Origin of the sequence: Vibrio sp. 10N.247.310.17, from assembly GCF_041466605.1 — a bacterium.
Taxonomy (GTDB): domain Bacteria; phylum Pseudomonadota; class Gammaproteobacteria; order Enterobacterales; family Vibrionaceae; genus Vibrio; species Vibrio tasmaniensis_A.
In genome coordinates, this window is the sequence record NZ_JBFSTC010000023.1 from 35266 (window position 1) to 57739 (window position 22474).

Here is a 22474-nt window from a genome sequence, read left to right on the forward strand (position 1 = left end):
GATAATAAAGATAATTAATTTCTCTTATCCACTTTGTAGGCCTAACATGATTTCTCAATCAGTCAGGAGAAAAATTATGCCATCTATTGTTGTTGTAGGCGCAAACTGGGGCGACGAAGGCAAAGGCCGTATCGTTGATTTTTTAGCAGACCAAGCTTCTGCTAGCATTCGCTTTCAAGGCGGAAACAATGCCGGCCATACCGTAGTAAACGACTTCGGTACATTCAAACTGCATCAACTGCCTAGTGGTATTTTTAATCCTGATTGTACGGCAGTTCTTGGCCCTGGCATGGTGATCAGCCCTGCTGCGCTAACTCAAGAGATTGCAGAAGTACAAGCAGCTGGCATCAAAGTGAAAATGGCGATTTCAGACCGTGCGACACTTTGTCTACCTTTACACGCGCTTGAAGACACACTTGAAGAAGAACGTTTAGGCGATGGTGCTTACGGTTCAACACGTCAAGGTATTGCACCCGCTTACGGCGATCGTGTGATGAAGAAAGGCATTCTTGTTGGCTGGTTGAATCAACCTGAAATTTTGGAGCAACGCATTCAATTCTTACTTGATTGGAAGATGCCTCAACTTAAAGCGCTATACCCACAATGTGACTTCTCTCAGACTGCTTCTGAAATGACAGAATGGTTACTTGAAGTGACTAAAGCTTGGCGCCCATTCATTTGCAACGTAACTGAGCCGCTTAAAGCACTGCAATCGCAAGACGCGAACTTACTGTTCGAAGCTCAGTTAGGTGCAGGTCGCGACCTTGTTTACGGTGAATATCCTTGGACGACATCTTCAAATGTAACCGCTGCATACGCGGGTATCGGTAGTGGCTTACCTGCCCTTCGCCCCGAGCGAGTTATTGCTGTTGCTAAATCGTTCAGTTCGTCTGTTGGTACTGGCACGCTAGTGACAGCAATGGAAGAGCAAGATAGCTTCCGCGAAAGCTCTAACGAATACGGCGCAACGACGGGTCGTCCACGTGATATGGGTTACTTTGATGCGGTAGCAACTCGCAACGGCGTTGACCTACAAGCTGCAACGGAAATCGCACTGACTAAGATTGACTGCCTGTCTGGTTTGTCTGAACTTAAGATCTGTACCGCTTACTCTGGTGAGCACACTGAAAACCCGATTTGGCCACAAACGGCTGAACTAAAGCCTGTATATGAAGATATGGCTGGCTGGGATGAAGACATCACTGGCTGCCGCACGTTTGAGAGCCTTCCTCAAGCAGCACAAGATTACGTTACGCGTATCGAAGAGTTGATGGGCGTGCCAATCGTGATGGTATCAGTAGGCCCTGAGCGTGAGCAAATGATCATTCGAGGTTAGAGCTCTATCGAGTATTTCAGCTAAAGCGGTTGTTTAGGCTGAAATACTCATTGATAAAAATCAAATGTCATAAAATTATTTAAACTATGAATTTGAACGACATTGTGCCGCCTAGTGCCGTCACTCTTGATATCAACATGGCCACTCATGCATTGAGTTAAATACTTACAACAACTCCACTCGCATTAGTTTGATTGCTGTTGAAGAACTTCAATACTAGAGGGCAAGTGGAAAGCTGATGGCCACCTGATGCCCGTATGTTTCTTCTCTGATATATCGAATGGTACGACCCAAAGTTTATGCTTATCTCCCAATTCAAAGGGGAAATGCAGGGCTTCATCAAAGTTATCTTGGCTAGGGTAAATAAGCACTACATCCTGTCCACTTTCATCATCCGCAAGGTATTTTTTTGAATAAGCAAACAGTTGGTAAATATCCGATTGGGAGATATTTGAATTACTTAACTTGGTATTGAGTAATTTCCACTTCGTATCAAGCACGACTTGATTGGTGCTCCCTTCCTTAATGATCAAGTCTGGGCGTAAGCTAAATTTATCTCGGCCATCATACCTAGCCAAGTGTTCTCCGCTAACTTGAGTGCTTACAGTAAGTTTGGGGTGACTCACAGCAAGCTGATCTTTTAATACTTTAGCGACGTAGTCTTCAAAGACCTTTTCCATTGGGAATAGCAAAGAAACGGCATGTGACTCACCTTTCATCGTTTGTGGAGAAAAGCCCTCTAATATCAGCTTGCACCACACCAATGGCACTTGATAGTAGTTCATCCCTCTATCGAGTTTTACATTGTTAAAGTCTGACTTGTAATCACTGCTTTGAGGAACTTCATTGAAAACAAACTCTAGTTCTTGGAGTAGCTTTTGATTGGCTGCACTACGACTGATGGTTTTCACTTTTAGAAGAGCTGAATGAAGCAAGCGATTAGCAGGGCGATCAAGTAGGAACTCATCATATTCACAGTAGAACTTGTGCTTATTGATGTAATTTCGCTTTACCTGTTTACCGACATCAAGCTTACCTTTCAAGAAGGCTAGGTTATCTTCCCGGCGAACGTAGTCACTTTTCAAGCCTCGTTTCACTAATGCATTAACCGATTTTAAAAACTGGCTAATAAACACTTCTAACAGCGGCATTTTCTGTTTTGCGATATTCGCGCTTGAGGTTTGAATATGGGAAAAGCCTTTTAGCGCTCTCAACATAATCAATAACGATTTTCGAGCCTTGTCATAGGTACTTTCATCATTGTCTGTCTCCTCACCTTTAAAACCCTTACCAATTTTAGGCAGTACTTCAATTTGGGTCCTGTCTGGTGTAAAGATCACCCCTGCGTAGTTTTGGACTTGTAGGACTTCCATATTGCGGCGACGACGCAGTTGCAGCAGCTTGCTTTCACTCTCATCACTTAAACAAAGGGATTTAAGGTAGTCATAAGCAATATTAGATATCACCTGAATGTGTGAATACTCAGATGATGTATAAGCCGCTTGTTTTGCGCCTTCTTCACTGACTAGGCAATCAAATTCAAACAGCGTAATTTCTTTATTTGCCCTCAACGGGTTAGTCCTTCACGCTATTGAGAGAATAAATACCAATATAGGCTTCGGCTTTGTTCCAGATAGAATCAACGGATTCAAAGGGCTTCATTTGATAGGTGGTTTTACTTTCCTCATAAAGCTCTAAGCCGTGATCAGCACCAAACAGCTCGGTATATGACTCATTATTGACCTCAATAAGTTGTAGGCTTTCGTTATCACCTTCTTTTAAGCTGTCACCAAGAACCAAGCGTATCTTGTTCCAGTCTTCGTAAAAGTACTCTTCAAGTAGAGGGATAATCTTATTTTTAAACGCCGCTTTAAGCTCATCAAACGCGAGTTTATGTTCACCTGTTTTTGCCGCATTGTAGGCTGGGAATAGGAAAGCATGACCAAGGGTATGTTCACGGTCATATAGTACTTCAATACGTTTGTTTAGAGCTTCAAGTAAAGATTTTAAGTCGATCTTCTGTCCGTGCCATTCTATACAATGGTCGCTAAACAAATCTGCTCTGGGCATCATCTCTACGAAGTCAAAACGGCGACGTAATGCTGTATCCATCATCGCTAACGAACGGTCAGCCGTATTCATTGTGCCTATGATGTGAAGGTTATCGGGAACAGAAAACTTCTCGTCAATACGAGATAGTGGAAGCTGTAACTCCAACTCTTCATCAGCACCTTTTCTCTTTGATGGTTCGATCAAAGTGATCAATTCCCCAAAGATCTTAGAGATATTGCCACGGTTGATTTCATCAATCACTAATACATAGTTTTGGCGCTTTATGGCTGGTTGCTGCTCAATTGCCACCAACCCCTTCAAGTAACGAACTAGCGGGTTATAGTAAACTCCAAGACCCGATGTATAATCTCGTGAGCCTTCAAAGATATCTTTCAGTGTATTGATGCTAAGAGTGTGGTCTTGTTTACCATTACTTTTCTCAAAGAAAATGCGTTTAGCATTAAAATCCATGACACGAAAAGACGTTTGAGACATCGTAATTTCAATACTGTCCTTTTCAGCTAATTGTTCAGAAAACACCTGCCAACACAGGTCAAAGCTATGAGCTTTTGATGCTGCCTTTTCCGTTGTATGCTTTGCAGCCTCATCACATATTTGTCGAAAGACCCCTTTCTCAACATCGTAAGAAATTTCACCATCTTCCGAGTTTGCTTTCAATCCCTCAACAAACTCCTCATAACCATAACTCTGATGAAAAGTAACAAACCGAATCCGACCAACAACGCTAAGTGATTGGTATTTTTCAATCAATTTCAGACGCTGTTCTTCGGTTGCTCCCTTTTCTGAATCAATACCAAGTGCGGCATATTTATCAGGCTCAGCTGCTTTTACCGCAGCTTCAATTGTATGGTAAGTTTTACCAGTTCCCGGAGGCCCATAGAGAATTTGGTTGAGTGGCACATTTTCAGCTACTTCGTAGATCTTGAACTTTCCTTCCTTCACGATATTAGTTTCAGCGTCCAGCAAATTTAACTTTCTAACTACGTCATCATATGTGTAACCAAAATTGGTAATTGAATTATTCGTCCACTCGACTAACTCTTCAAAGTCCATAACTAGAGCGTCGTTGTGGTTAAGGCATGAAACAATCGAAGAGTTAGCGTAATCACCTCGCAGATTGCTATATTCCTTAACCAAAGAAGTAGGTGCATTTATTGTGTCAATCTTTACTGCAAATTCATCAGTAGATATATGTACTGTATAGGCTAATGATTCAGGGCTTTCTAATGTCGGATAGATCTTAGCCCATAAATACGGAAAAAAATTACCACCTTGATTGACTGGGCTGCGCCTAATCTTTACACGACCTTGCGGAAACAGTTTCTGCTGTACAGCCTCAGCCCACCTAGCAACAATATCGTACGCTTGTTTTAGCTGTTGAGAGTCACTTTTCTGTTCCGGATTATCTTTATCACTTTTTTGACCTTGCCATTTAGCCAACAATTCAATGTGCTTTTGCGTAAAGTAATCATTACTCATCTGTTCACCACACTAACATTTTTACAACTGCACTCTATAGGGAGCTTCTTAATTACATTCATAACTAACTATTCTTCTTATAATTCTCAGCCTGCTCTAGCACGCCTTTGTAAACATCATCGTTGGCTACTGGTGGGAAGCCGTATTTGTGTAGCAGTAAGATTAAATCCACTTTCAACTTGGCTTTGATGTCATCGCGCCCTGCCCAGTCTGGGTATTGGGCAACATCGTCTACTGTGGTTTTCATCTCCTTCGCCAGTTCGAGCATCTTGTCATCGTCGTAAGTGAAATCGTACTTCTTGCGCATGTGGTTCAAGATATCGAGGAACGCTTTCTCTTCTAGGTCGATACCTAGGTCTTCAAACGAGCCCATTTCTTTCACGATATCAAAGATAATGTCGGTCATTTCTTGAGAGAAGGTATCGAACTCCTCGCCATTCAACACATCATTTTCACGACGTTCGTTGTATTGCTCCACCAGCGATTGGAAGCGCTTAGAGAAGTTCATACCTTGTAGCTGGTTGACCTTTTTAAAGTCACTTATCGCCTTCTCTAGTAGCTTTTGGAGTAACTGAATCTTAGTGTTAGGTAGCTTAATCTTGTTGATTCGAGCTAGGTAATCTTCGTCAAAAATATCGATCGCTTCGGCGTGCTCATCACCAATGGTAAAGATCTCTTCTACTCCATCGGCACGAAGTGCTTCTGCCACTAACTCACGAACGCGCTTATTCATTTGTGCCGTGTCTGGTGCATCACCTTTGGTTAGCTTAAAGATAATGGAGCGTACTGCGATATAGAAGTGAATTTGGTCACGCTCTTGCTGAGATAACAATTCACTACCACAGCAAACATCATAAGCCGCCTTCATACGGCCCACTAAAGCCATGAATCGGGTTTCGCCTTTCTTGGTTTGAAGGATGTATTCTGCCGACTGATTAAGGCACTCTAGCTGCTTACACGGCTCTCCTGTGTAATAACCTGACGTATCGAACTTGTGGAACATCTGCCTTAACAGATCGAGATGGTTCTTCACCTCAATAACGGAAAAGCGAATATCTTCAAAGTTAGTCTCATCAGCCTTTGAATACATCGCTAAGGCTTGATTCATACGCGACTTGATACCAATGTAATCGACAACTAACCCTTTCGCCTTGCCTTCAAACTTACGGTTAACACGTGAGATAGTTTGAATCAGGTTGTGTTTCTGCAACGGCTTATCGATGTAGATAGTATCCAATTCAGGAACGTCAAAACCTGTTAGCCACATATCGACCACAATGGCTATTTTGAAATTCGACTTAGGACTCTTAAACTGCTGGTCGAGCGATTTTCGATATTCCTTTGTCCCTAGCAGGCTGTACTGATCAGGGTCATCGTCTTTACCGCGCGTCATCACCATTTGCACCATCGCAAGTGGCTTTAACTCTTCTTTCTCTTTATCCGTCAGCTCGACACCATCAATTGATAGCTTTTCCTCAAACCATTCTGGCTTTAAGATCTTGACTTGCTTATAAAAATCAAACGCGATTTCACGACTCGCACAGACAAACATCGCCTTGCCCTTTATCGTAGAACCTTCTTTAACTCGCCCTTCATAATGTTCAACAAAGTCTTTCGCCAAAGCTTCAATACGATCAGGGTCACCAAGGATCGCGTTCATATTGGCAGAAGCTTTCTTACTCTCTTCTATCTGATGTTCATTGGTGCCCGCTTCTGCGCACGCTTGGTAGTATTTCTCTACCTCTTCAAGCTTGCTGTTATCAAGAATGACTTTAGCGGCTCGGCCTTCATAAACAATACGAACCGTAATTTCATCATTAACAGATTCTGTCATGGTGTAGCTGTCTACTGGATCACCGAATACATCAAGGGTGGCATCAATCGGTGTTCCGGTGAAACCAACGTAAGTCGCGCTTGGTAGAGAATCGTGCAGATACTTAGCAAAGCCGTATGTCTCTTTCACATCGACGGCTATACCATCTTGATATTTGATCACCACTTTCTTATCGAGGTTGACCTGTGAACGGTGCGCTTCATCAGAAATACAGATGATGTTTGTACGCTCTGAAAGCAATTCGATGTCTTCGGTGAACTTATGAATGGTAGTCAGGAACACACCACCACTCTTGATGCCTTGTAGCTTGTCTCTTAAATCTTGACGGCTTTTAACTGGCACCACCATCTCATCACCAATGTAATCAGAGGCATTACAGAACTGTTTAGAAAGCTGGTCGTCGAGATCGTTACGATCAGTAATAAGTACAATGGTTGGGCTTTCGAAATCGATGCTTTTCATCAGTAGGCGCGATAGAAATTACATGGTAAAGCTCTTACCACACCCTGTTGCACCAAAGTAAGTACCGCCTTTACCACTACCGTATGGCTTACGTTCTTTGTCAATGTTGTAGTAAAGCTTTCGCGCTGCGTAGTACTGGGGGTAACGACAACAGATTTTTATTTCTTTCTTTGATGTATCAGGGAAGAAGACAAAGTTCTTCACCACATCAAGTAATCGGGTTTGGTTAAACAACCCGGCAATCATGGTGTAGAGGGAGTTAATACCCTCTTTTTCGGTAGACTCGTTGCCCGTTACTTTGCGCCATGCGTAGAAGAACTCATACGGCGCAAACAGGTTACCCATTTTGTTGTTCACACCATCACTGATGATGCACATCGCGTTGTAGACGAACAGCTTGGGAATATCACGGCGATAACGCACACAGATTTGCTTCCATGCATCAAAAATGGTCGCGTCTTTCTCTCGCACGGCACTTTTGAATTCAAACACCACCAGCGGCAAGCCGTTCACATAAAGGATGCCATCAGGGATTCGAACTTGTTCATCGACACCTTCAATCTCTAGCTGGTTAACGATTTTATAGATATTGGTGTCAGTCGCTTTTAACCGATTTGTTTCTAGGTACGTAACCTTACCTTCAGCAACTTCTCTATCAGTATTATCAGGTTTAGATTTATTCTCTAGCAACGGCACAAACATCAAGCGTAAGGCTTGTGCCAAATGTCTTGTATCGATTAACTCAATATAGAGGTCTTTCTTTGAGCGATCTTCACGCTTAAACAAGAAGCCATTGGTTAGCCATTGGCAGAAGGTTTTATTGCTATGGTACAAATCACTGGCAGGCAACGTTGAGATCATACGGACAATGGTGTCGATTTCGCTCTCGGTTATACCATCGCCTCGGTACTGCTTGGCAAGGTAGCGTCGTAAGTCATCGACAATGAGTACTTGTTCTTTGTCTTCACGCGCTATTTGTTCACCCACTGCGTGTGGGTAGCCTTGCTCACCCAATAACTCAATAATGGCCTGTTCGAGTTTGGCTTCAGTAAATTTTAAGCTCATCGCCTTTCCCTACTGCTGTTTGACGTTGTTTGTTGTTTTCTAGATTTAATTATTTGAATTTGTTTTTGGACCAAATCGATTTTGTTCTGTCATCTGAGGTGTGTTTGATTCACCACCTTAGAACTTCACCTTCGTCACCTTAGAACCTCGCCTTTGTCATCTCAGAACCGAGGGACGAGGTATCTGAGATCTCGCTTTTCACCACCGCCAAAAACGAGATTCCTGATAAGTTCGTTCCTCACTTTCTGGAATGACGAAATGTTACTCTGCGATTGCTTTCGTTGCTTCTACTTGCATTCTTTCTAAGTCGAAGCAATCAGGTCTAATGCTGAACAATAGAGTCAAGTAGGACTATTGTTTTACCATTACTTTTAACAACACCAATAGACTCTAAATATTGCAAACTTTGCTCAAGCTCTTGTTCATCCATACAAGGTAGCCCCAAGAACGCAAAACGTTTAGCTTGTTCGTTAAGTATGCCGTCAATCGACTTATTTGTTGCTTCGTGAATGGTAGTAAGTAAAACAGCATCTTTCGGTTTTATAGGCGTCTTTTTTCCAAATACAGCCGTACAAACTTTCGTTAAAACTCCAAGTGGAATAATGTTATTCGTCACTAACTCGACAGCTCCGGAAGTAAGAGTCTCGGTTGCTACGTTGCCAAACGTAATGAACATCAATGAAAGTCACACTAAAGTCGTTCCGGCTATTTTTCATTCACTAGATATTAGCAACGCTGAAAAAAACTGATCATGATGAACTTCAAAAGAGCATGGTCGCAGAAGAAATATAGGGAAAAAACCACAAGGGAAAACAAAAAAACCTTAAATATCGTTGTTGACGAAACGGTATCAATCCAGCTTCATCAGCTTTCCAAACAATTTGACATGCCCATCAACCAGGTAATCACTTTGATGACCAATCAGTTTGCTAGTAAATCTGAAGAATTAATGAGAAGCATTGAAGAAGATAAAAAAAATAAAGCCACACAATTCTCTAAGCTTCTATAGCATGCTTGGAGAGCTATAAAGCTCTCCAATATTTAATTTTACCTGTTTAGCACTCTTTGGCGGACCCAGTCTTGAACCTCACTTTCTACCCAGGCAACAGCTCTATCTCCAATTGGCACCTGTGATGGAAACTGCTGTTTTTCTATAGAGCGATACATTCCCGACCTTGATAAGCCAGTCATTACTAGTACTTCATTGAGACGAATTAAGCGAGCGGTTACGTTTGACATATTGATACCTTACAAGTGAGTGGATTTCACTTAAATGACATATGTCTGAAATTATTTAGGTTATATGCACCATAGAAAACCGTACTCTACGCTAAGCCAATGCCTTTCAACTTATTGAAGGTTTAAAGTTACACTGTAACTCTAATTTACTAGACATCAAATTTCAAATCTATTAACCCACAACCTTCAGGCTCTTTTTACCACTCATCGACAAGTTCCCCGAAGCCGCTTCTTCAATGTGATCACTCCACCACGCCATTAGAACTTTACGACGTTCAAGGTAGTCTGTGCGGTTGTATGCGCTTCTTACCTTATCTCTATCCACATGAGAAAGTGCGGCTTCTATAATATCTGGATCGAAGTTTTGCTCATTTAAGGTGGTACTGGCTAATGCGCGTAAACCGTGGGAAGTTTGCCTACCCTTCATGCCCATTCGTACCAATGCTTTATTTGCTGTCTCTTTGTTGATGTGATTTTTGTTACTTTTGTCAGCAGGGAAAAGGTATTCACTATCACCCGTGATGAAATCAATCGTCTCTAATAGGTCTAAAGTTTGTTTTGTTAAAGGAACAGTGTGTACCCTTCCCTTTTTCATTCGTTCAGCAGGAATGATCCAAAGCATCTTTTCTCTATCAATTTCATCCCAACGTGCCCCGGCCGTTTCAGCAGGTCTTGTCATGGTGTGAAGTTGCCATTCTAGCAAGCAGCGAGTGATAGGTTTAATTGACGCGTAGTTGATTGTTTTGAGGAGTTCAGGAAGTTCATCAGGAGTTAACGAGGCTTGATTGGTCACCTTAGCTGTTTCAAAGGCTTTACCAATGCCTGCGAGCTTGTTGTGCTCAATCACACCAGTATTTACTGCAAAGGTCATTATCTCATTGAGGTTGCGACACAAGCGCCCTACAGTTTCTAATTTACCTTGATTCGCAATGGGTTTAATTGTTTTTATCGCTTGTGGTGCCGTAATGTCACCAAGGGGAAACTTACCAAGATCAGGTAAGAGGTACTTCTCAATTCGTTGCTTTAGCTTCTTAGCGGTTTGCTCTTTGACGCTTGTTCTCTTCACTTCAATCCAGTCATCAAATACCGACTGTAACGTATTCGCCAATTCTAACTGTTTTTCTCTGAGTGTCGTATCACGGTGCTCTTTAGGGTCAATACCATCAGCGAGTAGTTCTCTTGCCTCAATCGCTTTGGTTCTTGCTTTGGCTAGTGAGACGTCAGGGTACTTACCTAAGGCTAGGTTCAAGCGCTTTCGTGAAATGGGATGATAATAAGAGAAACGCCATAGTTTTGTTCCTATAGGCTTAATCTTCAATGATAATCCATCACCGTCACCTAAATTATATTCTTTCTCTTTAGGCTTTGCTTGTTTGATTTGAGTTGCCGTTAAAGGCTGTACTTTTTTCGCCATCGTAACCCCCTGAAGTAACCTCGAAATTGCTTAGATCTTAAAAGACTACTTCAGAGATTACTTTAAACGGTGGATTTTACAACACATCATGGAATCTCTTGGGACCAATAAATGGCTAAGAGTCTGATAAAACAGGGAATTATAGGCACAAAAAAGCCCACACTAGGTGGGCTCATTCGTATAATGTGGTGCCCGCTACTGGACTCGAACCAGTGACACCTTGCATGTCATGCAAGTACTCTAACCAACTGAGCTAAGCGGGCAATGCTGTGAAACTTATCTAACCGCTTTATTAAGTGGCTAACGCTTCAGAACGAGATGGATAATAGCGAGTGATTTGGATGCGTGCAAGGATAAATTTGCACAAAACTGTTTGTTTGCTTTTAAAAACAACAATCAGAATAAAATTTAAACACAAAGCAGATCAATGGCTTGAAGTAGATCACATTTAAGTTCAACTTCGATGATTACATACATCAGCATGCTCGTGTCTTTTCTCCCTTTACTGAGCACTTTGGCGCAAGGTATTAGTTAGAATCTTCGTCCATGTCGAACACGACGTTGTAGTTCTCTGTATAAGTACAGTTAGGTTGACGACTACAAGTAAAGAAACGTCGGCCTTTATAATCGCCATGGCTTGCGAGTTTGATGATCATAGGGCTGCGACATTTCTTACAGAATCGAACTTCTTTAGATGGCTCAATCAAATCGATGTGTGCTGCCAGTAACCTCTTCAAACGGCTCACTTGATAACTGTGCTTAATTGAAGCGCCAATAAGTGGAAGGCCAGCCGATTTACAAACGTGCATCAATAGCTTCTCGCGATCAACCTTTCCTTTATTCAGCTCTTTTCCATTATCCAATTCGATGATTACACGTGGCTCTAACGTTCGCGGGTCGCACACTACAAAGTCAAAATAACTGCGTGAGATTTTGTTGTTCGCAATAAACCAGTTCTTTTTATTGTTCGCCTTAGCGGGGACAACAATGTTAGACATGCTCACTTTAGCAAATACTTCCCCATGGTTACCCACTGCGGATTTGAGTGCGTTATAGAAGGTCGCTTGTTGCGCCGACATTAACGAGCCTTTCTTTTGATAAGCATGATCTTTGGTGTCATCATTTTTTACTAGATAGTTTTGAATAAAGTAAAAGAACACAACCAGAACAATTACAACGATAAAGATATTAGTCATTTTCCAACACAATCACATTTGTATAGGGATTAAGAGAGTGGTTAGCGTATGTAGAAAAGCGTCACGTGGCAAGCAAAAGAAGCAGAGCTGCGAATTGGAATCATGACCTTTGAACGCTTTAATCGCCAGAGGCTGTCTCTTTACCGGCTTCGACAGTTCAAGACGCACATCTCCTATTTAATAATCAAATCATCAATTACATATTAAATTGATTCAGATCAAATCGCACCAAGTTGTGACCAATTAGCATGAAAAACGTTAGGCAAATGTTAATAAGGAAATAACTGTGGAACTCAAACAAGACCCAAGATGTTATACCGATGTGTGTGTCGATGGTAAATGGTTCCATTATGACCACTGTGGAACTCAAGCTTATATGTTAAAAGGCGGCGCTTCAGCAGTCATTGAGCTCGCTCGTGAACCAGCAACAGAGAGTGAACTGGTTGAAATGTTGGAAAGTATCGCTAAGTAATACTCTTAATAAATAATATAAAAACTAAGCGAATAGGAGTTGATAACACCCTTATTCGCTTAGTTGCTTAGTTGAATGGTTGCTTTAGGTTCTTTTACTCGATTAAATTTAAACGCTTCTGCCTAAGGGGAATGATTCAGATGAGGCTGCCAAGTATTTAAATTACAGGTTCATTTAAGCTGTATTTTCGCACTAAGCTGTATTTTTCGCTAAGCAATGACCACCTGGTTGCGCCCTGATTGTTTTGCTTGATATAAAGCGTCATCTGCTGATTTCAAATGCTGTTTGTAGGTACTGCTATTTAATTCTTGATACGTTAAATGAATGGTCGCACCAATTGATGTAGTTAACGCTAACGGACCGGAATACGTTTCTATCGTTTGATCAGCGATTGTTTGCCTTATCATTTCCAACTGTTTGTTTGGGTCTTGAGTGCCAGCAAGCAGTAAAACGAATTCTTCCCCACCCCATCGAGCCAACACATCGTTTGTTGATAGCGCTCGCTCTATACGCTTAGCAACCTCTACCAAAACTTGATCCCCAATATCATGTCCGTATGTATCATTGACTCGTTTAAATTGGTCTAAGTCCAAAATAGCAAGCGTATACCCGAACGGAGACAAACGGTATGGCATTGGCTGAGTTAACAATTGTTCCAGGTAGCGTCTATTGAATAAACCTGTCAACTCACATCTCGTCGATTGCTTAACCAACTCTTTGTTGGTCTTGTGCATAGTGCATAACCTTACCAGAAGTACAGCAAAGCTTATGATGACCATAACACCGAGTACGACAACAATGCGGTCTTTTAAGCTCTGTTTATCTAGCGTCACCTCTGCGAGCTCTTTTTCTGCATTAAGCAGTTCATTCTCTTTCGCTAATGAAGCCGTAGCAAAGTCTTGTTCTAATAAAAAGATATCACTCTGACGCTTTTCAAATAACAGCGCTTTGTTGCCCTTGTAATAAAGCTTGAAATACCGAAGTCCAATTTCACTGTTGCCTTTAGATTCATAGTATTCTGCAAGCGCTTTGAAACCAAGCACCTTCCAACTACGGCTGCCAACAATATCAAACATCGTAGACGAACGTTTTAGATCAAAGAAAACAAAGTTATCTTGGTTCAAACCGATATTTGCTAAAGCTCTGTTTAAGTAACACTGACCCAGTTGGAGTGTGTACTTTGCAACACCCGGGTAACCAATACATTGGTTTGTTACTTTCCTTGCTAACTCAAAGTTCTTTTCTGCTAGCAGTACTTCACTCTGAGCTTTTAGAAGAAGGATTTTGTACCTTTCACTTACGCTATCATCATTAAATTTGGTGGCACTTTTATAAGCCTCTCGACCTTTTACTAAGTCGCCACTGCGTAGATAAGCAAATGATTCATTAACATATAACACACCGATGGTTGAACCATCGCGTAGTCCACTTTTGATATAGAGTTTTTTGGCCTGTTCGATAAGTTTGAGTGCTTTCGGCCAATCTTCCAGATAGATATAAAGCAATGCCATATTCGACATCAACTTACTGTTATAGATATGCCGTGGGTATTTCTTGCCAAGATTTAAGCCCTTATGAAAAAAATACTGAGCTTCGGAAAAATCATTTTGGATGTTTTTGATCGACCCCACAGTGTTGTAGGCTTTTATCAACAGTTCTTCATACTGGATTGATTCAGCGATACTTATTGCTGCTTTAACTTGAGATTCAGCCTCTACTAATTCACCTTGACTCATCTGCTCAATCGCTAGTTCAACTAAAGATTGCGCCTTTAACCACCCCATATCTTCACGCTGTGCTAATGCCTTGATCTGTCGTGTGTATTCAGACACAGCCTGTTTATCGAGATCATGCTGTGCGAGATTCGATAAAATCATTAGTTCATAACCACGATAGATGGCTTTATGTTGCGTAGGGCTCGTTGCTTTTAAGGTTTCAAGCTTTTGGGAGGCAAGCTTTGGATCACCGCGAGACACATTAAGGATTTCAATGAGTTCAGCGCCATATTGAGTCGCTGATAACTCTTTTTCGGGACTGTACGCGCCTGGGGGTTCTGGTCGAATAGTCTGTAAATCGTCGTCATAAGTTGGATAGAGTAAATACAATCCTAGTACAACACTGATCAGTACGACGAGAAAAAATGAGCCTAACACTCTGTTGTTATTCATTTATAAGTGCCATTACTGATTGCATACCAATTTAATCGACGGTTACCTTAAGCGGTTTCACATTGTACCCGACACATATGGAGATTTAAATCCTGCACATGGGTCGATCCGCGTAGTATTTTTCTCATAAATTAGAATAATCAGATAATTTTCTTGATTTAACTCAGGCAATGATTCTGTAAAAAGGCGTTATAGTTATTTTCCTGTTCCTGCCTCCGTGACTTCTTTAGAAACAACGGAGCAAAATGAGAATTAACAATGACCCAAATTAATGAACAACGTCTCGTAGAACATTTCTGCGATCTAGTGAAAATTGATAGTGAATCTCGTAACGAAAAAGCGATTGCTGAAGCTTTGGCTGAGCAACTCGGTGAACTGGGTTTTGAAGTTCACAAACTGGCGGTTCCTGAAGAAGTGTCTAACGGTTTCAACATCTACGCTCGTCTAGATGGCACTCTTCCAGGTAGCACAGTATTCAGCTGCCACATGGACACAGTAACGCCAGGTATCGGCATTGAGCCAATCATTGAAGACGGCATCATCCGCTCTAAAGGCAATACGATTCTAGGCGGCGACGACAAGTCTGGTATCGCAGCGATCATGGAAGCGGTTCGCGTAATCCAAGCTGAAGGCCAAGCGCACAAAACCATTGAAATCGCGTTCACCGTATTCGAAGAAGGCGGTCTGTTCGGCTCTTTGAACTTCGATATGTCTTACATTCAGTCTGAGCACGCTATCGTACTAGATACAGGCGGCCCAATTGGCACTATCGTCAATGCAGCACCTGGCCAACAGAAAATCGTTGCGAAGATCAAAGGGCGCCCTGCTCACGCGGGTTTAGCGCCAGAAGAAGGCATCAGTGCCATTCAAGTTGCAGCAGACGCGATCACTAAGATGAATCTGCTTCGTATCGATGAAGAAACAACAGCAAACGTCGGTATTGTTGAAGGCGGTCAAGCGACTAACATCGTAATGCCAGAACTTAAAGTCGTGGCTGAAGCTCGCTCTCTAAACGGAGAAAAGCTAACAGCTCAAGTTGAGCACATGATCTCTACATTCCAAGAGAGTGCAAAACAGTTCGGTGCTGAAGTAGAAATCGAATCGACTCGTGCTTACGATGCATTCGTTATCGCAGACGATCATCCGCACATTCTTTCTATCAAATCCGCATTCGAGAAGCTTGGCGTAACAGCGAACACTAAACGCACTGGCGGCGGTAGCGATGCAAACAACTTCAACGCGAAAGGCCTAACAACGGTTAACCTTTCTACAGGTATGGCGAAAGTTCACACCACTGAAGAGTACATTGCAGTGAAAGACATGGTCGCAATCACTGAGTTTGTTGTGGCTTACGTGACTCAATAGTCTTACTGGTTAACTAGCCTGTCTTATTTGTTAACTAGACAATCTTACTCGTTGACGAAATAGAAAATGCCATCTAGTTAACGTCAAAAAGCCGAGTTCACATGTAACGTGTGAGTCGGCTTTTTTGTTGTCTTAATTTAGACAGAAGTTCCAATCTAAAACCCCCTACGCTTCCAAAACTGCCCTTCGTCTTTCGCAACAAGGTCGAATGTCTTATCAGCAATGATGTTGCCTTTTAGCTCGACGGTCATGCGCCATTTACCGAGTTTGTTGGAGACAGGCGCCCAGATAGTATCGCCTAAGTAAAAATCCCAGTCATTGTTGCCGACATGCTCTTCACCATCGAACGGTTCGAGCACTTCACCCGTGTCGGTGGTGATGTTCGGGTGATAGATGCAGTAACGGATTTTTTCACCTTTGGCTTTTTTGATATTCAAGATATAGCCAAATTCCACGTCGATTTCAGCATCAACGGTAGTGGTGAACTCTTGGATTTTTGGAAGATCTTTAGATTTGGAATCCCACGTTGTATAGATGCCATAAGATGTCATGTCGACCACAACAGAGCGCTTTGCCATTTCAATCGTTACCTTGGAGTTGTTCTATTAATTTAATTCTAGCTACCATTCAGCCACGTAAGTAGAGGAAGAACGAGGCTATTCTTGCCAATCTTTCGCCATGCGCTTAATCACCGACGGTTCGATGTCGTGAATGCTGCCATATTGTTCTCGGCACACTTCTATAACCAAATCCGCTTTGTATTTGAGTGCGAGTTGACGATAAGCCTTCATTTCCCACTGCTTAATAAAGGTATTCGACACTACAACATCCAACCCTTGCTTCAAGCCGTCTTCTGCAGTGTTCTGACACCACTCATGCGCCTGCTGCAACTGCCTTGGGTCAAAATGATAGTCACCTTGCTCATTCACATAATACATATCCGCTTCGACATGCAATACATCGTAGGTTTTTGCTTTTGTTGACTTGCCAGAACCAGGCAACCCTCGAATGAGTATTAACTTCATCTGTCACTTTACAGGCTAATTTGAAAACATGAGTTTATCTTAAATAGTAACGAGTTTCTCTGATAACTGCCTTTGCTCAACATCCAAAAACCGAGTCCTTATACTCGACTCAAATAATCACTGAATACAATGAGACTCCCCTCGACGCTGGTGGATGACTTCTGATAGCAAACACAAATAATTTACAACTATCCATTTTGTATATCGACAAGCGTATCAAACTACTATAGATTTAGATGTATAGACGTCTACATATCTAGCTTAGGGAGAAAGCTTTGCCTATTCGCATTCCAGACCAATTGCCAGCATCTGATGTTCTTCGTGAAGAAAACATCTTTATTATGCCGTTATCAAGAGCATCGACACAGGAAATTCGTCCACTTCGAGTCTTGATCCTCAACCTAATGCCAAAGAAGATTGAAACTGAAACTCAATTCTTGCGCCTACTATCCAACAGCCCATTGCAAGTCGATGTAGAGCTGTTGCGTATTGATGACCGACCAAGTAAAAACACGCCGACAGAACACCTTGATAACTTCTACCGTCAATTCGAAATGGTCAAAGGGAGAAACTTTGATGGATTGATCATCACAGGTGCGCCACTTGGCTTGGTTCAATTTGAAGACGTTATCTACTGGGATCATCTAAAAACCATCATGGAATGGGCAAACAAGCATGTGACCTCAACCTTGTATGTGTGTTGGGCAGCTCAAGCTGGCTTAAAGCTCTTGTATGATTTACCGAAGCGAACTCGTAAAGATAAGCTTTCTGGGGTTTACAACCACGAGATACATAACCCGTACCACCCAATTTTACGTGGCTTCGACGATACTTTCTTGGCACCGCACTCTCGCTATGCTGATTTCTCTCAGGAATACTTAGCCGAGCATACCGACCTTGATGTTCTTGCGACTTCTGATGTAGCGGGCGTATACCTTGCGGCAACGAAAGATAAGCGAAACGTGTTTGTAACCGGTCACCCTGAATACGATGCTCATACACTTCACAATGAATACATTCGAGATTTGGGTGAAGGCATGGAGCCGGTGATACCAATCAACTACTACCCGAACAACAATCCAGACAACAAGCCTGTAGCAAGTTGGCGTAGTCATGGACACTTATTGTTTTCAAACTGGCTTAACTACTGCGTTTACCAACAAACGCCTTACGATCTGGATCACTTCAGCGAAGACAACTTCACCAAGGACGACTAAGTTCTTTCTTCCGATTCACAAACACATAAAGCCGTATTCCATAGGTTGTTGATAAAACACCAAATTGGACACGGCTTTTTTTATGGTGTTTGGGTCGCATTCCATAATCTATCTAACACTTAAATGTGTTCGATTTCATATCATGGGTTTGTGTTCAAAAGGAGCTGCACATGCCTAACAAGTCGCTATTACCAAAATCCACTCTGCTATCTCAACTCACGCTTCTCGCCTCTCTTTCTTTGGTAGGTTGTGTTTCTGTAACCGAAGGTCCACCAAAAATGGCAAGTGATCCAATTGCAATGTCTCAATCACGTATTGAATTGGGTTTGGGCTACATGGGACAAGGTAATATGGTCAAGGCACGTGAAAACCTAGAGCTCGCTATCAAACACGCTCCTAGCTATTACCGCGCCCAACTTTCGATGGCACATTATTACGAGCAAGTTGGCGAAGTAGATGAAGCAAGAACCACTTACCGCAAAGCACTCAGTCTAGATTCAAGAAACGGCAATGTATTGAATAACTACGGTACGTTCTTGTGTAAACAAGGCGAATACGAGCAAGCTGATAAATATTTCAATCGCGCAATTGACCAACCCTACTACTACCTTGTCTCTGCAAGTTATGAGAATGCGGCATTCTGCGCGTTTAAGGCTGGTAATACCGACCAAGCAAAATACTACTTCACACGAGCGATTGACCACGATCCAAATCGCGTAAAATCGATACTACAGCTATCAAAAATTGAAGTGAGTGACGCCGATTACAACGACGCTAGGCTTCGTTTATTCAAATTCCACCAGCGTTATGGTTACCAAATTCCATCGCTTAAAATCTTGGTCGATCTCGAAAACAAAGCAGGTAACAGTGCTCTAGAGAAGAAATATCAGAGTAAGTTAGATGAGTTACTTTCTGCTTAGCGTATAGAAAAACACAAAAAACGGGCTTGTTGCGTTAACAACAAGCCCGTACGTAATTTCAACTTAATGTCTTGACTTAGCGCAGCCGCTATTTTAGCGCGATCCACTCTTGTCTTTGCTCGTCGTCCATAAAGGTCCATGCGATAAAGCGACTCACCTTCTGGCCTTGCGACATCTCAACCACTTTTACTTGTTTAGCTCTTAGCTTACCCAGCTCTGAACGAACCATATCGACGTTATCTTTCTTAGAAATCAATGTCGTGAACCACAATACTTGAGTAGCAAAAAGTTGGCTCTCTCTCGCCATTTTCATAATGAAAGCAGCTTCGCCACCCGGACACCAAAGTTCAGATTTTTGGCCACCAAAGTTTAAGGTTGGTTTATCTTGCTTAGTTGGTTTATCTAACTTAGCTGGCTTCTTATTCGTTTCTGGCTTGAATGACTGACCGGCTTTCTTAGCTCGGTTTGCCGCTAGGTTATCCAGTTTACGTTGTGATCCCTTTTCCGCCTCTTCTAGAGAGCTATGGAATGGAGGGTTACAAATTGTGACATCGTAACGTTCATTATCCTTAATCACGCCCTTAAAGATAGATTCTGAGTCGGCTTGCAGGCGAGCTCGGATCTTACCTTTTAGATTAGGGTTACTTTCCGCAATGAAGTTCGCTGTTTTGATGGAGACTGAATCGACATCAGTACCTGTCCAGCGCCACTTATACTCTGTCGCACCAATGATTGGGTAAATACAGTTTGCACCAACACCAATATCTAGTGCTTTCACAGAAGCATGATTATAAGGTTCACCTTGGCCATCGCTATTAAGGATGTCTGCCACTCTGTGAATATAATCTGCACGGCCAGGAATTGGCGGGCACAAGTAACCAGCAGGAATATCCCAATGCTTAACGCCATAGTGATGCGCCAGTAAAGCCTTGTTAAGTAGCTTAACGGCTAATGGATCAGAGAAATTAATGGTGTCTTCGCCCTCCGGGTTCTTGATCAGATGTTCTTTTAGCTCAGGCAAGGCTGCAACCAATAACTCGAAGTCATAACGACCTGTATGTTGGTTTCTTGGGTGCAATCCACCTTGAGGCTTTTCAGTCGAGCGTCTTTTCTGCGCTGCGTTTTTGTTAAAAGCAGTTTTATTAAAAGAACCCTTATTCGATGATCCTTTATTCGCACCCGGTTTACCTTTGCTATCTTTTGCAAAAGGTCGCTTTGCTTTGTTGTTGTCAGCACCTTTGGGAGCACTGTTTTTGCGGTCTGATGTGTTCTTTGTAGAAATACGCTTGTCGCTGCTTGGCTTGCCTGCATTTGGCTTAATATCACCGTGCTTACGGTTACCTTGATCAGCTTGGTTGTCTTTTGTTTTTGTTGATGAGGTACTGTTTTTCGACAGGCTTAGCGTAGTTCTATTTTGTGATTGGCTCATTGGGCTACTTCTTTAAATCTAAATACATCATGAATAAACGGGCATCTAACTCAAGTTGATGATATTCCGGCTCCATGTGACAGCATAGTTGGTAAAAGGCTTTGTCGTGCTCTTTCTCTTTGATGTGCGCCAGTTCGTGTACCACCAACATTCTCAGCAAAGGTTCTGGCGCATTTTTAAAAACACTGGCGATACGAATCTCATTCTTCGATTTGATCTTTCCACCGTGATTCTTCGCGACGTAAGAGTGCAGACCTAATGCATTATTAATTAGGTGTATCTTGCCGTCATAAATCACTTTACTAATCGGTGGTGTTTTTTTCATATAACGATTTTTAATCTCAATCGCATAGTCAAACAGGGCTTTCTCGCTTTTTATTTCATGATTCTTTGGGTAGCGAGCTTCGAACCACGGCACCAACTTTCCCGATTCAACTAGTTGAGTTACCGGGTCGAGAATGTGCTTCGGGTAGCCTTGGATATAGCGTAAAGAAGGATGCATGCTGAAAGACCGTACAAGTTACACCACGACAATACGTTGTGGTCTTGAAAATTGAGCCGCATAGTGTAACTGATCACACTTTTCTAATCACCTAGGATTCGTTACACTTTAGCGAGATTCACCAAGAGCTAGACTCAAAAAGAGATTATAAAAATGAAACGTGTTGTATTGTACGTCGCAGACAAATGCCCGCACTGTAAAGATGCACAGCGCTATTTGGATTCAAAGAAAATTGTTTACCGCCTAACGAATGCAAAGATGCAGCGTGGCCGTAAAGAGTTGCAAGCGATGGGAGCTCGCTCTATCCCCGTACTTAAAATCGGCGACCAGGTGATGGTCGGCTGGAATCAGAAGAACTTCGATAAGATGTATAACTCAAAGAGTACCTAAGTGCTCTAAGCCAGTAATACTTCTATATAATAAAGCCCGAATGTCCAATCTAGGATACTCGGGCTTTGTTGTTCTATACCATTCTAAATCACACGTAGCGCTTAACGAAATCAATAAAGGTTCGGTCCGCCTTCGACAAGTACCCTTCCTTTCTCCACGCCAAAGATAGGTTCAGCTTCACAGGGTCTTTAAATGGCACGCCTACTACGTCTTCCTCGTATTCTGTCACCAAGCTAAGCAGCGCAGTAATGGCAAACTCTCGCTTCACGATAGAAAGAATCATTGGCAATAAATTGGTTTCGAACGCGATGGTCATATCGAGATTGTACTTTTTACAGGTCGCATCAATAAAATCACGGTGGAAATAACCCGACTTGAACATAATCAGTTCTTGAGCGAAAAACTCTTCAAAGGTGATGGATGCTTGCGTTGCCAATGGGTGTTCTTTACCAACAACTGCTAGCATCTCAGAACTCAACAAGTGATCGGTTTCGAGATCATCTGGCACATTTTCATGATTGATAACCCCAATATCCAGTTCGCCGTTTAATAACATTTCACGAATCGATGCGGTGCCGGCATCAATTAAAGTCAGTTTTAGGTTTGGGTATTGGCTTTTGAATGCCATCACGACTTGCGGGAAAAAGTAACTGCCCATCATGCTTGGAGCGCCTAATCGCACTTCTCCCTTTTCTAGTCCCTTTAGCTCATTCATTGCGAGTTGAGCATCATTGAACTGTTGGGCGATTCGCTTCGCATGCTCAAATAATACTTTGCCCTCTTCCGTTAAGGTGACGGATTTATCTCCGCGACGAAATAGAATCAACTCAAGTGTCTGCTCTAGTTTTTTAATGGAGATACTCAATGCAGGCTGTGCGATATGCAGCG

The 22474-nt window shown here is 42.3% G+C and carries 19 protein-coding genes, 1 tRNA gene and 1 pseudogene; 7 read left to right on the plus strand and 14 right to left on the minus strand.

Annotation, left to right across the window (positions count from 1 at the left end):
* Positions 1–76: 76 nt before the first annotated feature.
* Complete coding sequence (locus AB6D80_RS09090) at positions 77–1336, plus strand: adenylosuccinate synthase (protein ID WP_009846877.1); 1260 nt, start codon at positions 77–79, stop codon at positions 1334–1336.
* Between the two features lie 185 nt (positions 1337–1521).
* Here AB6D80_RS09090 and AB6D80_RS09095 read toward each other — a convergent pair whose 3' ends face one another.
* The 4 genes and pseudogenes from AB6D80_RS09095 to AB6D80_RS09110 all read right to left on the minus strand — a co-directional run bounded on the left by AB6D80_RS09095 (position 1522) and on the right by AB6D80_RS09110 (position 8865).
* On the minus strand, positions 1522–2907 hold the full coding sequence (locus tag AB6D80_RS09095) for an McrC family protein (RefSeq protein ID WP_372188350.1): 1386 nt from the start codon (positions 2905–2907) through the stop codon (positions 1522–1524).
* Positions 2908–2911: 4 nt separating this feature from the next.
* On the minus strand, positions 2912–4888 hold the full coding sequence (locus AB6D80_RS09100; RefSeq protein ID WP_372188352.1) for an McrB family protein: 1977 nt from the start codon (positions 4886–4888) through the stop codon (positions 2912–2914).
* A gap of 64 nt (positions 4889–4952) precedes the next feature.
* Positions 4953–8249 (minus strand): annotated as a pseudogene (locus tag AB6D80_RS09105) (type I restriction endonuclease subunit R).
* A 322-nt stretch (positions 8250–8571) separates the two neighbouring features.
* Positions 8572–8865, minus strand: coding sequence for a hypothetical protein (locus tag AB6D80_RS09110; protein WP_372188354.1), 294 nt, complete (start codon positions 8863–8865; stop codon positions 8572–8574).
* Positions 8866–9000: 135 nt separating this feature from the next.
* On the opposite strand from AB6D80_RS09110, the gene AB6D80_RS09115 reads away from it, so the two are divergent.
* The gene (locus AB6D80_RS09115; protein WP_231847874.1) at positions 9001–9258 is read left to right on the plus strand and encodes a hypothetical protein; all 258 of its coding nucleotides are present in this window, start codon (positions 9001–9003) and stop codon (positions 9256–9258) included.
* 38 nt (positions 9259–9296) lie between these two features.
* On the opposite strand, the gene AB6D80_RS09120 is transcribed toward AB6D80_RS09115, so the two are convergent.
* The 4 genes from AB6D80_RS09120 to AB6D80_RS09135 form a co-directional block, all read right to left on the minus strand.
* A complete protein-coding gene (locus tag AB6D80_RS09120; RefSeq protein ID WP_372188356.1) occupies positions 9297–9488 on the minus strand; it encodes a helix-turn-helix transcriptional regulator in 192 nt (63 codons plus the stop codon).
* Positions 9489–9660: 172 nt separating this feature from the next.
* Complete coding sequence (locus AB6D80_RS09125; protein ID WP_372188358.1) at positions 9661–10902, minus strand: integrase domain-containing protein; 1242 nt, start codon at positions 10900–10902, stop codon at positions 9661–9663.
* A 186-nt stretch (positions 10903–11088) separates the two neighbouring features.
* A tRNA-Val gene (locus AB6D80_RS09130) sits at positions 11089–11165 on the minus strand.
* A gap of 264 nt (positions 11166–11429) precedes the next feature.
* Entirely contained in the window at positions 11430–12098 is a 669-nt protein-coding gene (locus AB6D80_RS09135; RefSeq protein ID WP_372188360.1) for a DUF2726 domain-containing protein, read from the minus strand.
* Between the two features lie 286 nt (positions 12099–12384).
* Here AB6D80_RS09135 and AB6D80_RS09140 point away from each other — a divergent pair, with 286 nt between their 5' ends.
* Positions 12385–12570, plus strand: a complete 186-nt coding sequence (locus tag AB6D80_RS09140) for a hypothetical protein (protein ID WP_009846910.1) — start codon at positions 12385–12387, stop codon at positions 12568–12570.
* A 209-nt stretch (positions 12571–12779) separates the two neighbouring features.
* On the opposite strand, the gene AB6D80_RS09145 is transcribed toward AB6D80_RS09140, so the two are convergent.
* On the minus strand, positions 12780–14738 hold the full coding sequence (locus AB6D80_RS09145; protein ID WP_372188361.1) for a diguanylate cyclase: 1959 nt from the start codon (positions 14736–14738) through the stop codon (positions 12780–12782).
* A 258-nt stretch (positions 14739–14996) separates the two neighbouring features.
* Between AB6D80_RS09145 and AB6D80_RS09150 the strand changes: the two genes are divergently transcribed.
* Entirely contained in the window at positions 14997–16103 is a 1107-nt protein-coding gene (locus tag AB6D80_RS09150; protein ID WP_009846912.1) for a M20/M25/M40 family metallo-hydrolase, read from the plus strand.
* A gap of 155 nt (positions 16104–16258) precedes the next feature.
* Here the strand turns inward: AB6D80_RS09150 and AB6D80_RS09155 are convergent, their stop codons facing one another.
* Together AB6D80_RS09155 and AB6D80_RS09160 are read right to left on the minus strand one after the other, a co-directional pair.
* On the minus strand, positions 16259–16681 hold the full coding sequence (locus tag AB6D80_RS09155; protein WP_012604104.1) for a DUF3859 domain-containing protein: 423 nt from the start codon (positions 16679–16681) through the stop codon (positions 16259–16261).
* Between the two features lie 78 nt (positions 16682–16759).
* A complete protein-coding gene (locus AB6D80_RS09160; RefSeq protein ID WP_372188363.1) occupies positions 16760–17128 on the minus strand; it encodes an ATP-binding protein in 369 nt (122 codons plus the stop codon).
* Between the two features lie 275 nt (positions 17129–17403).
* Between AB6D80_RS09160 and metA the strand changes: the two genes are divergently transcribed.
* Both metA and pilW read left to right on the plus strand, forming a co-directional pair.
* Entirely contained in the window at positions 17404–18345 is a 942-nt protein-coding gene (gene metA, locus AB6D80_RS09165; RefSeq protein ID WP_012604106.1) for a homoserine O-succinyltransferase, read from the plus strand.
* A 170-nt stretch (positions 18346–18515) separates the two neighbouring features.
* Positions 18516–19265, plus strand: coding sequence for a type IV pilus biogenesis/stability protein PilW (gene pilW, locus AB6D80_RS09170; RefSeq protein ID WP_135442881.1), 750 nt, complete (start codon positions 18516–18518; stop codon positions 19263–19265).
* Between the two features lie 88 nt (positions 19266–19353).
* Here the strand turns inward: pilW and rlmF are convergent, their stop codons facing one another.
* The gene (gene rlmF, locus AB6D80_RS09175) at positions 19354–20694 is read right to left on the minus strand and encodes a 23S rRNA (adenine(1618)-N(6))-methyltransferase RlmF (protein WP_372188365.1); all 1341 of its coding nucleotides are present in this window, start codon (positions 20692–20694) and stop codon (positions 19354–19356) included.
* 4 nt (positions 20695–20698) lie between these two features.
* Positions 20699–21196 (minus strand): YgjP-like metallopeptidase domain-containing protein, encoded by a 498-nt coding sequence (locus tag AB6D80_RS09180; RefSeq protein WP_004734935.1) that lies wholly within the window; start codon positions 21194–21196, stop codon positions 20699–20701.
* 153 nt (positions 21197–21349) lie between these two features.
* On the opposite strand from AB6D80_RS09180, the gene AB6D80_RS09185 reads away from it, so the two are divergent.
* Positions 21350–21586 (plus strand): glutaredoxin family protein, encoded by a 237-nt coding sequence (locus AB6D80_RS09185; RefSeq protein WP_012604109.1) that lies wholly within the window; start codon positions 21350–21352, stop codon positions 21584–21586.
* Positions 21587–21674: 88 nt separating this feature from the next.
* Here AB6D80_RS09185 and AB6D80_RS09190 read toward each other — a convergent pair.
* Positions 21675–22474 (minus strand): LysR substrate-binding domain-containing protein (locus AB6D80_RS09190; protein WP_372188366.1); only part of this gene is annotated, 800 nt, incomplete at its 5' end.

Coding starts and splice junctions, on each gene's coding strand:
- AB6D80_RS09090 (WP_009846877.1), top strand. CDS start 77: ATGCCATCTATTGTTGTTGTAGGCGCAAACTGGGGCGACGAAGGCAAA.
- AB6D80_RS09100 (WP_372188352.1), bottom strand. CDS start 4,888: ATGAGTAATGATTACTTTACGCAAAAGCACATTGAATTGTTGGCTAAA.
- AB6D80_RS09115 (WP_231847874.1), top strand. CDS start 9,001: ATGATGAACTTCAAAAGAGCATGGTCGCAGAAGAAATATAGGGAAAAA.
- AB6D80_RS09120 (WP_372188356.1), bottom strand. CDS start 9,488: ATGTCAAACGTAACCGCTCGCTTAATTCGTCTCAATGAAGTACTAGTA.
- AB6D80_RS09125 (WP_372188358.1), bottom strand. CDS start 10,902: ATGGCGAAAAAAGTACAGCCTTTAACGGCAACTCAAATCAAACAAGCA.
- AB6D80_RS09135 (WP_372188360.1), bottom strand. CDS start 12,098: ATGACTAATATCTTTATCGTTGTAATTGTTCTGGTTGTGTTCTTTTAC.
- AB6D80_RS09145 (WP_372188361.1), bottom strand. CDS start 14,738: ATGAATAACAACAGAGTGTTAGGCTCATTTTTTCTCGTCGTACTGATC.
- AB6D80_RS09150 (WP_009846912.1), top strand. CDS start 14,997: ATGACCCAAATTAATGAACAACGTCTCGTAGAACATTTCTGCGATCTA.
- AB6D80_RS09155 (WP_012604104.1), bottom strand. CDS start 16,681: ATGGCAAAGCGCTCTGTTGTGGTCGACATGACATCTTATGGCATCTAT.
- AB6D80_RS09160 (WP_372188363.1), bottom strand. CDS start 17,128: ATGAAGTTAATACTCATTCGAGGGTTGCCTGGTTCTGGCAAGTCAACA.
- pilW (WP_135442881.1), top strand. CDS start 18,516: ATGCCTAACAAGTCGCTATTACCAAAATCCACTCTGCTATCTCAACTC.
- rlmF (WP_372188365.1), bottom strand. CDS start 20,694: ATGAGCCAATCACAAAATAGAACTACGCTAAGCCTGTCGAAAAACAGT.
- AB6D80_RS09180 (WP_004734935.1), bottom strand. CDS start 21,196: ATGCATCCTTCTTTACGCTATATCCAAGGCTACCCGAAGCACATTCTC.
- AB6D80_RS09185 (WP_012604109.1), top strand. CDS start 21,350: ATGAAACGTGTTGTATTGTACGTCGCAGACAAATGCCCGCACTGTAAA.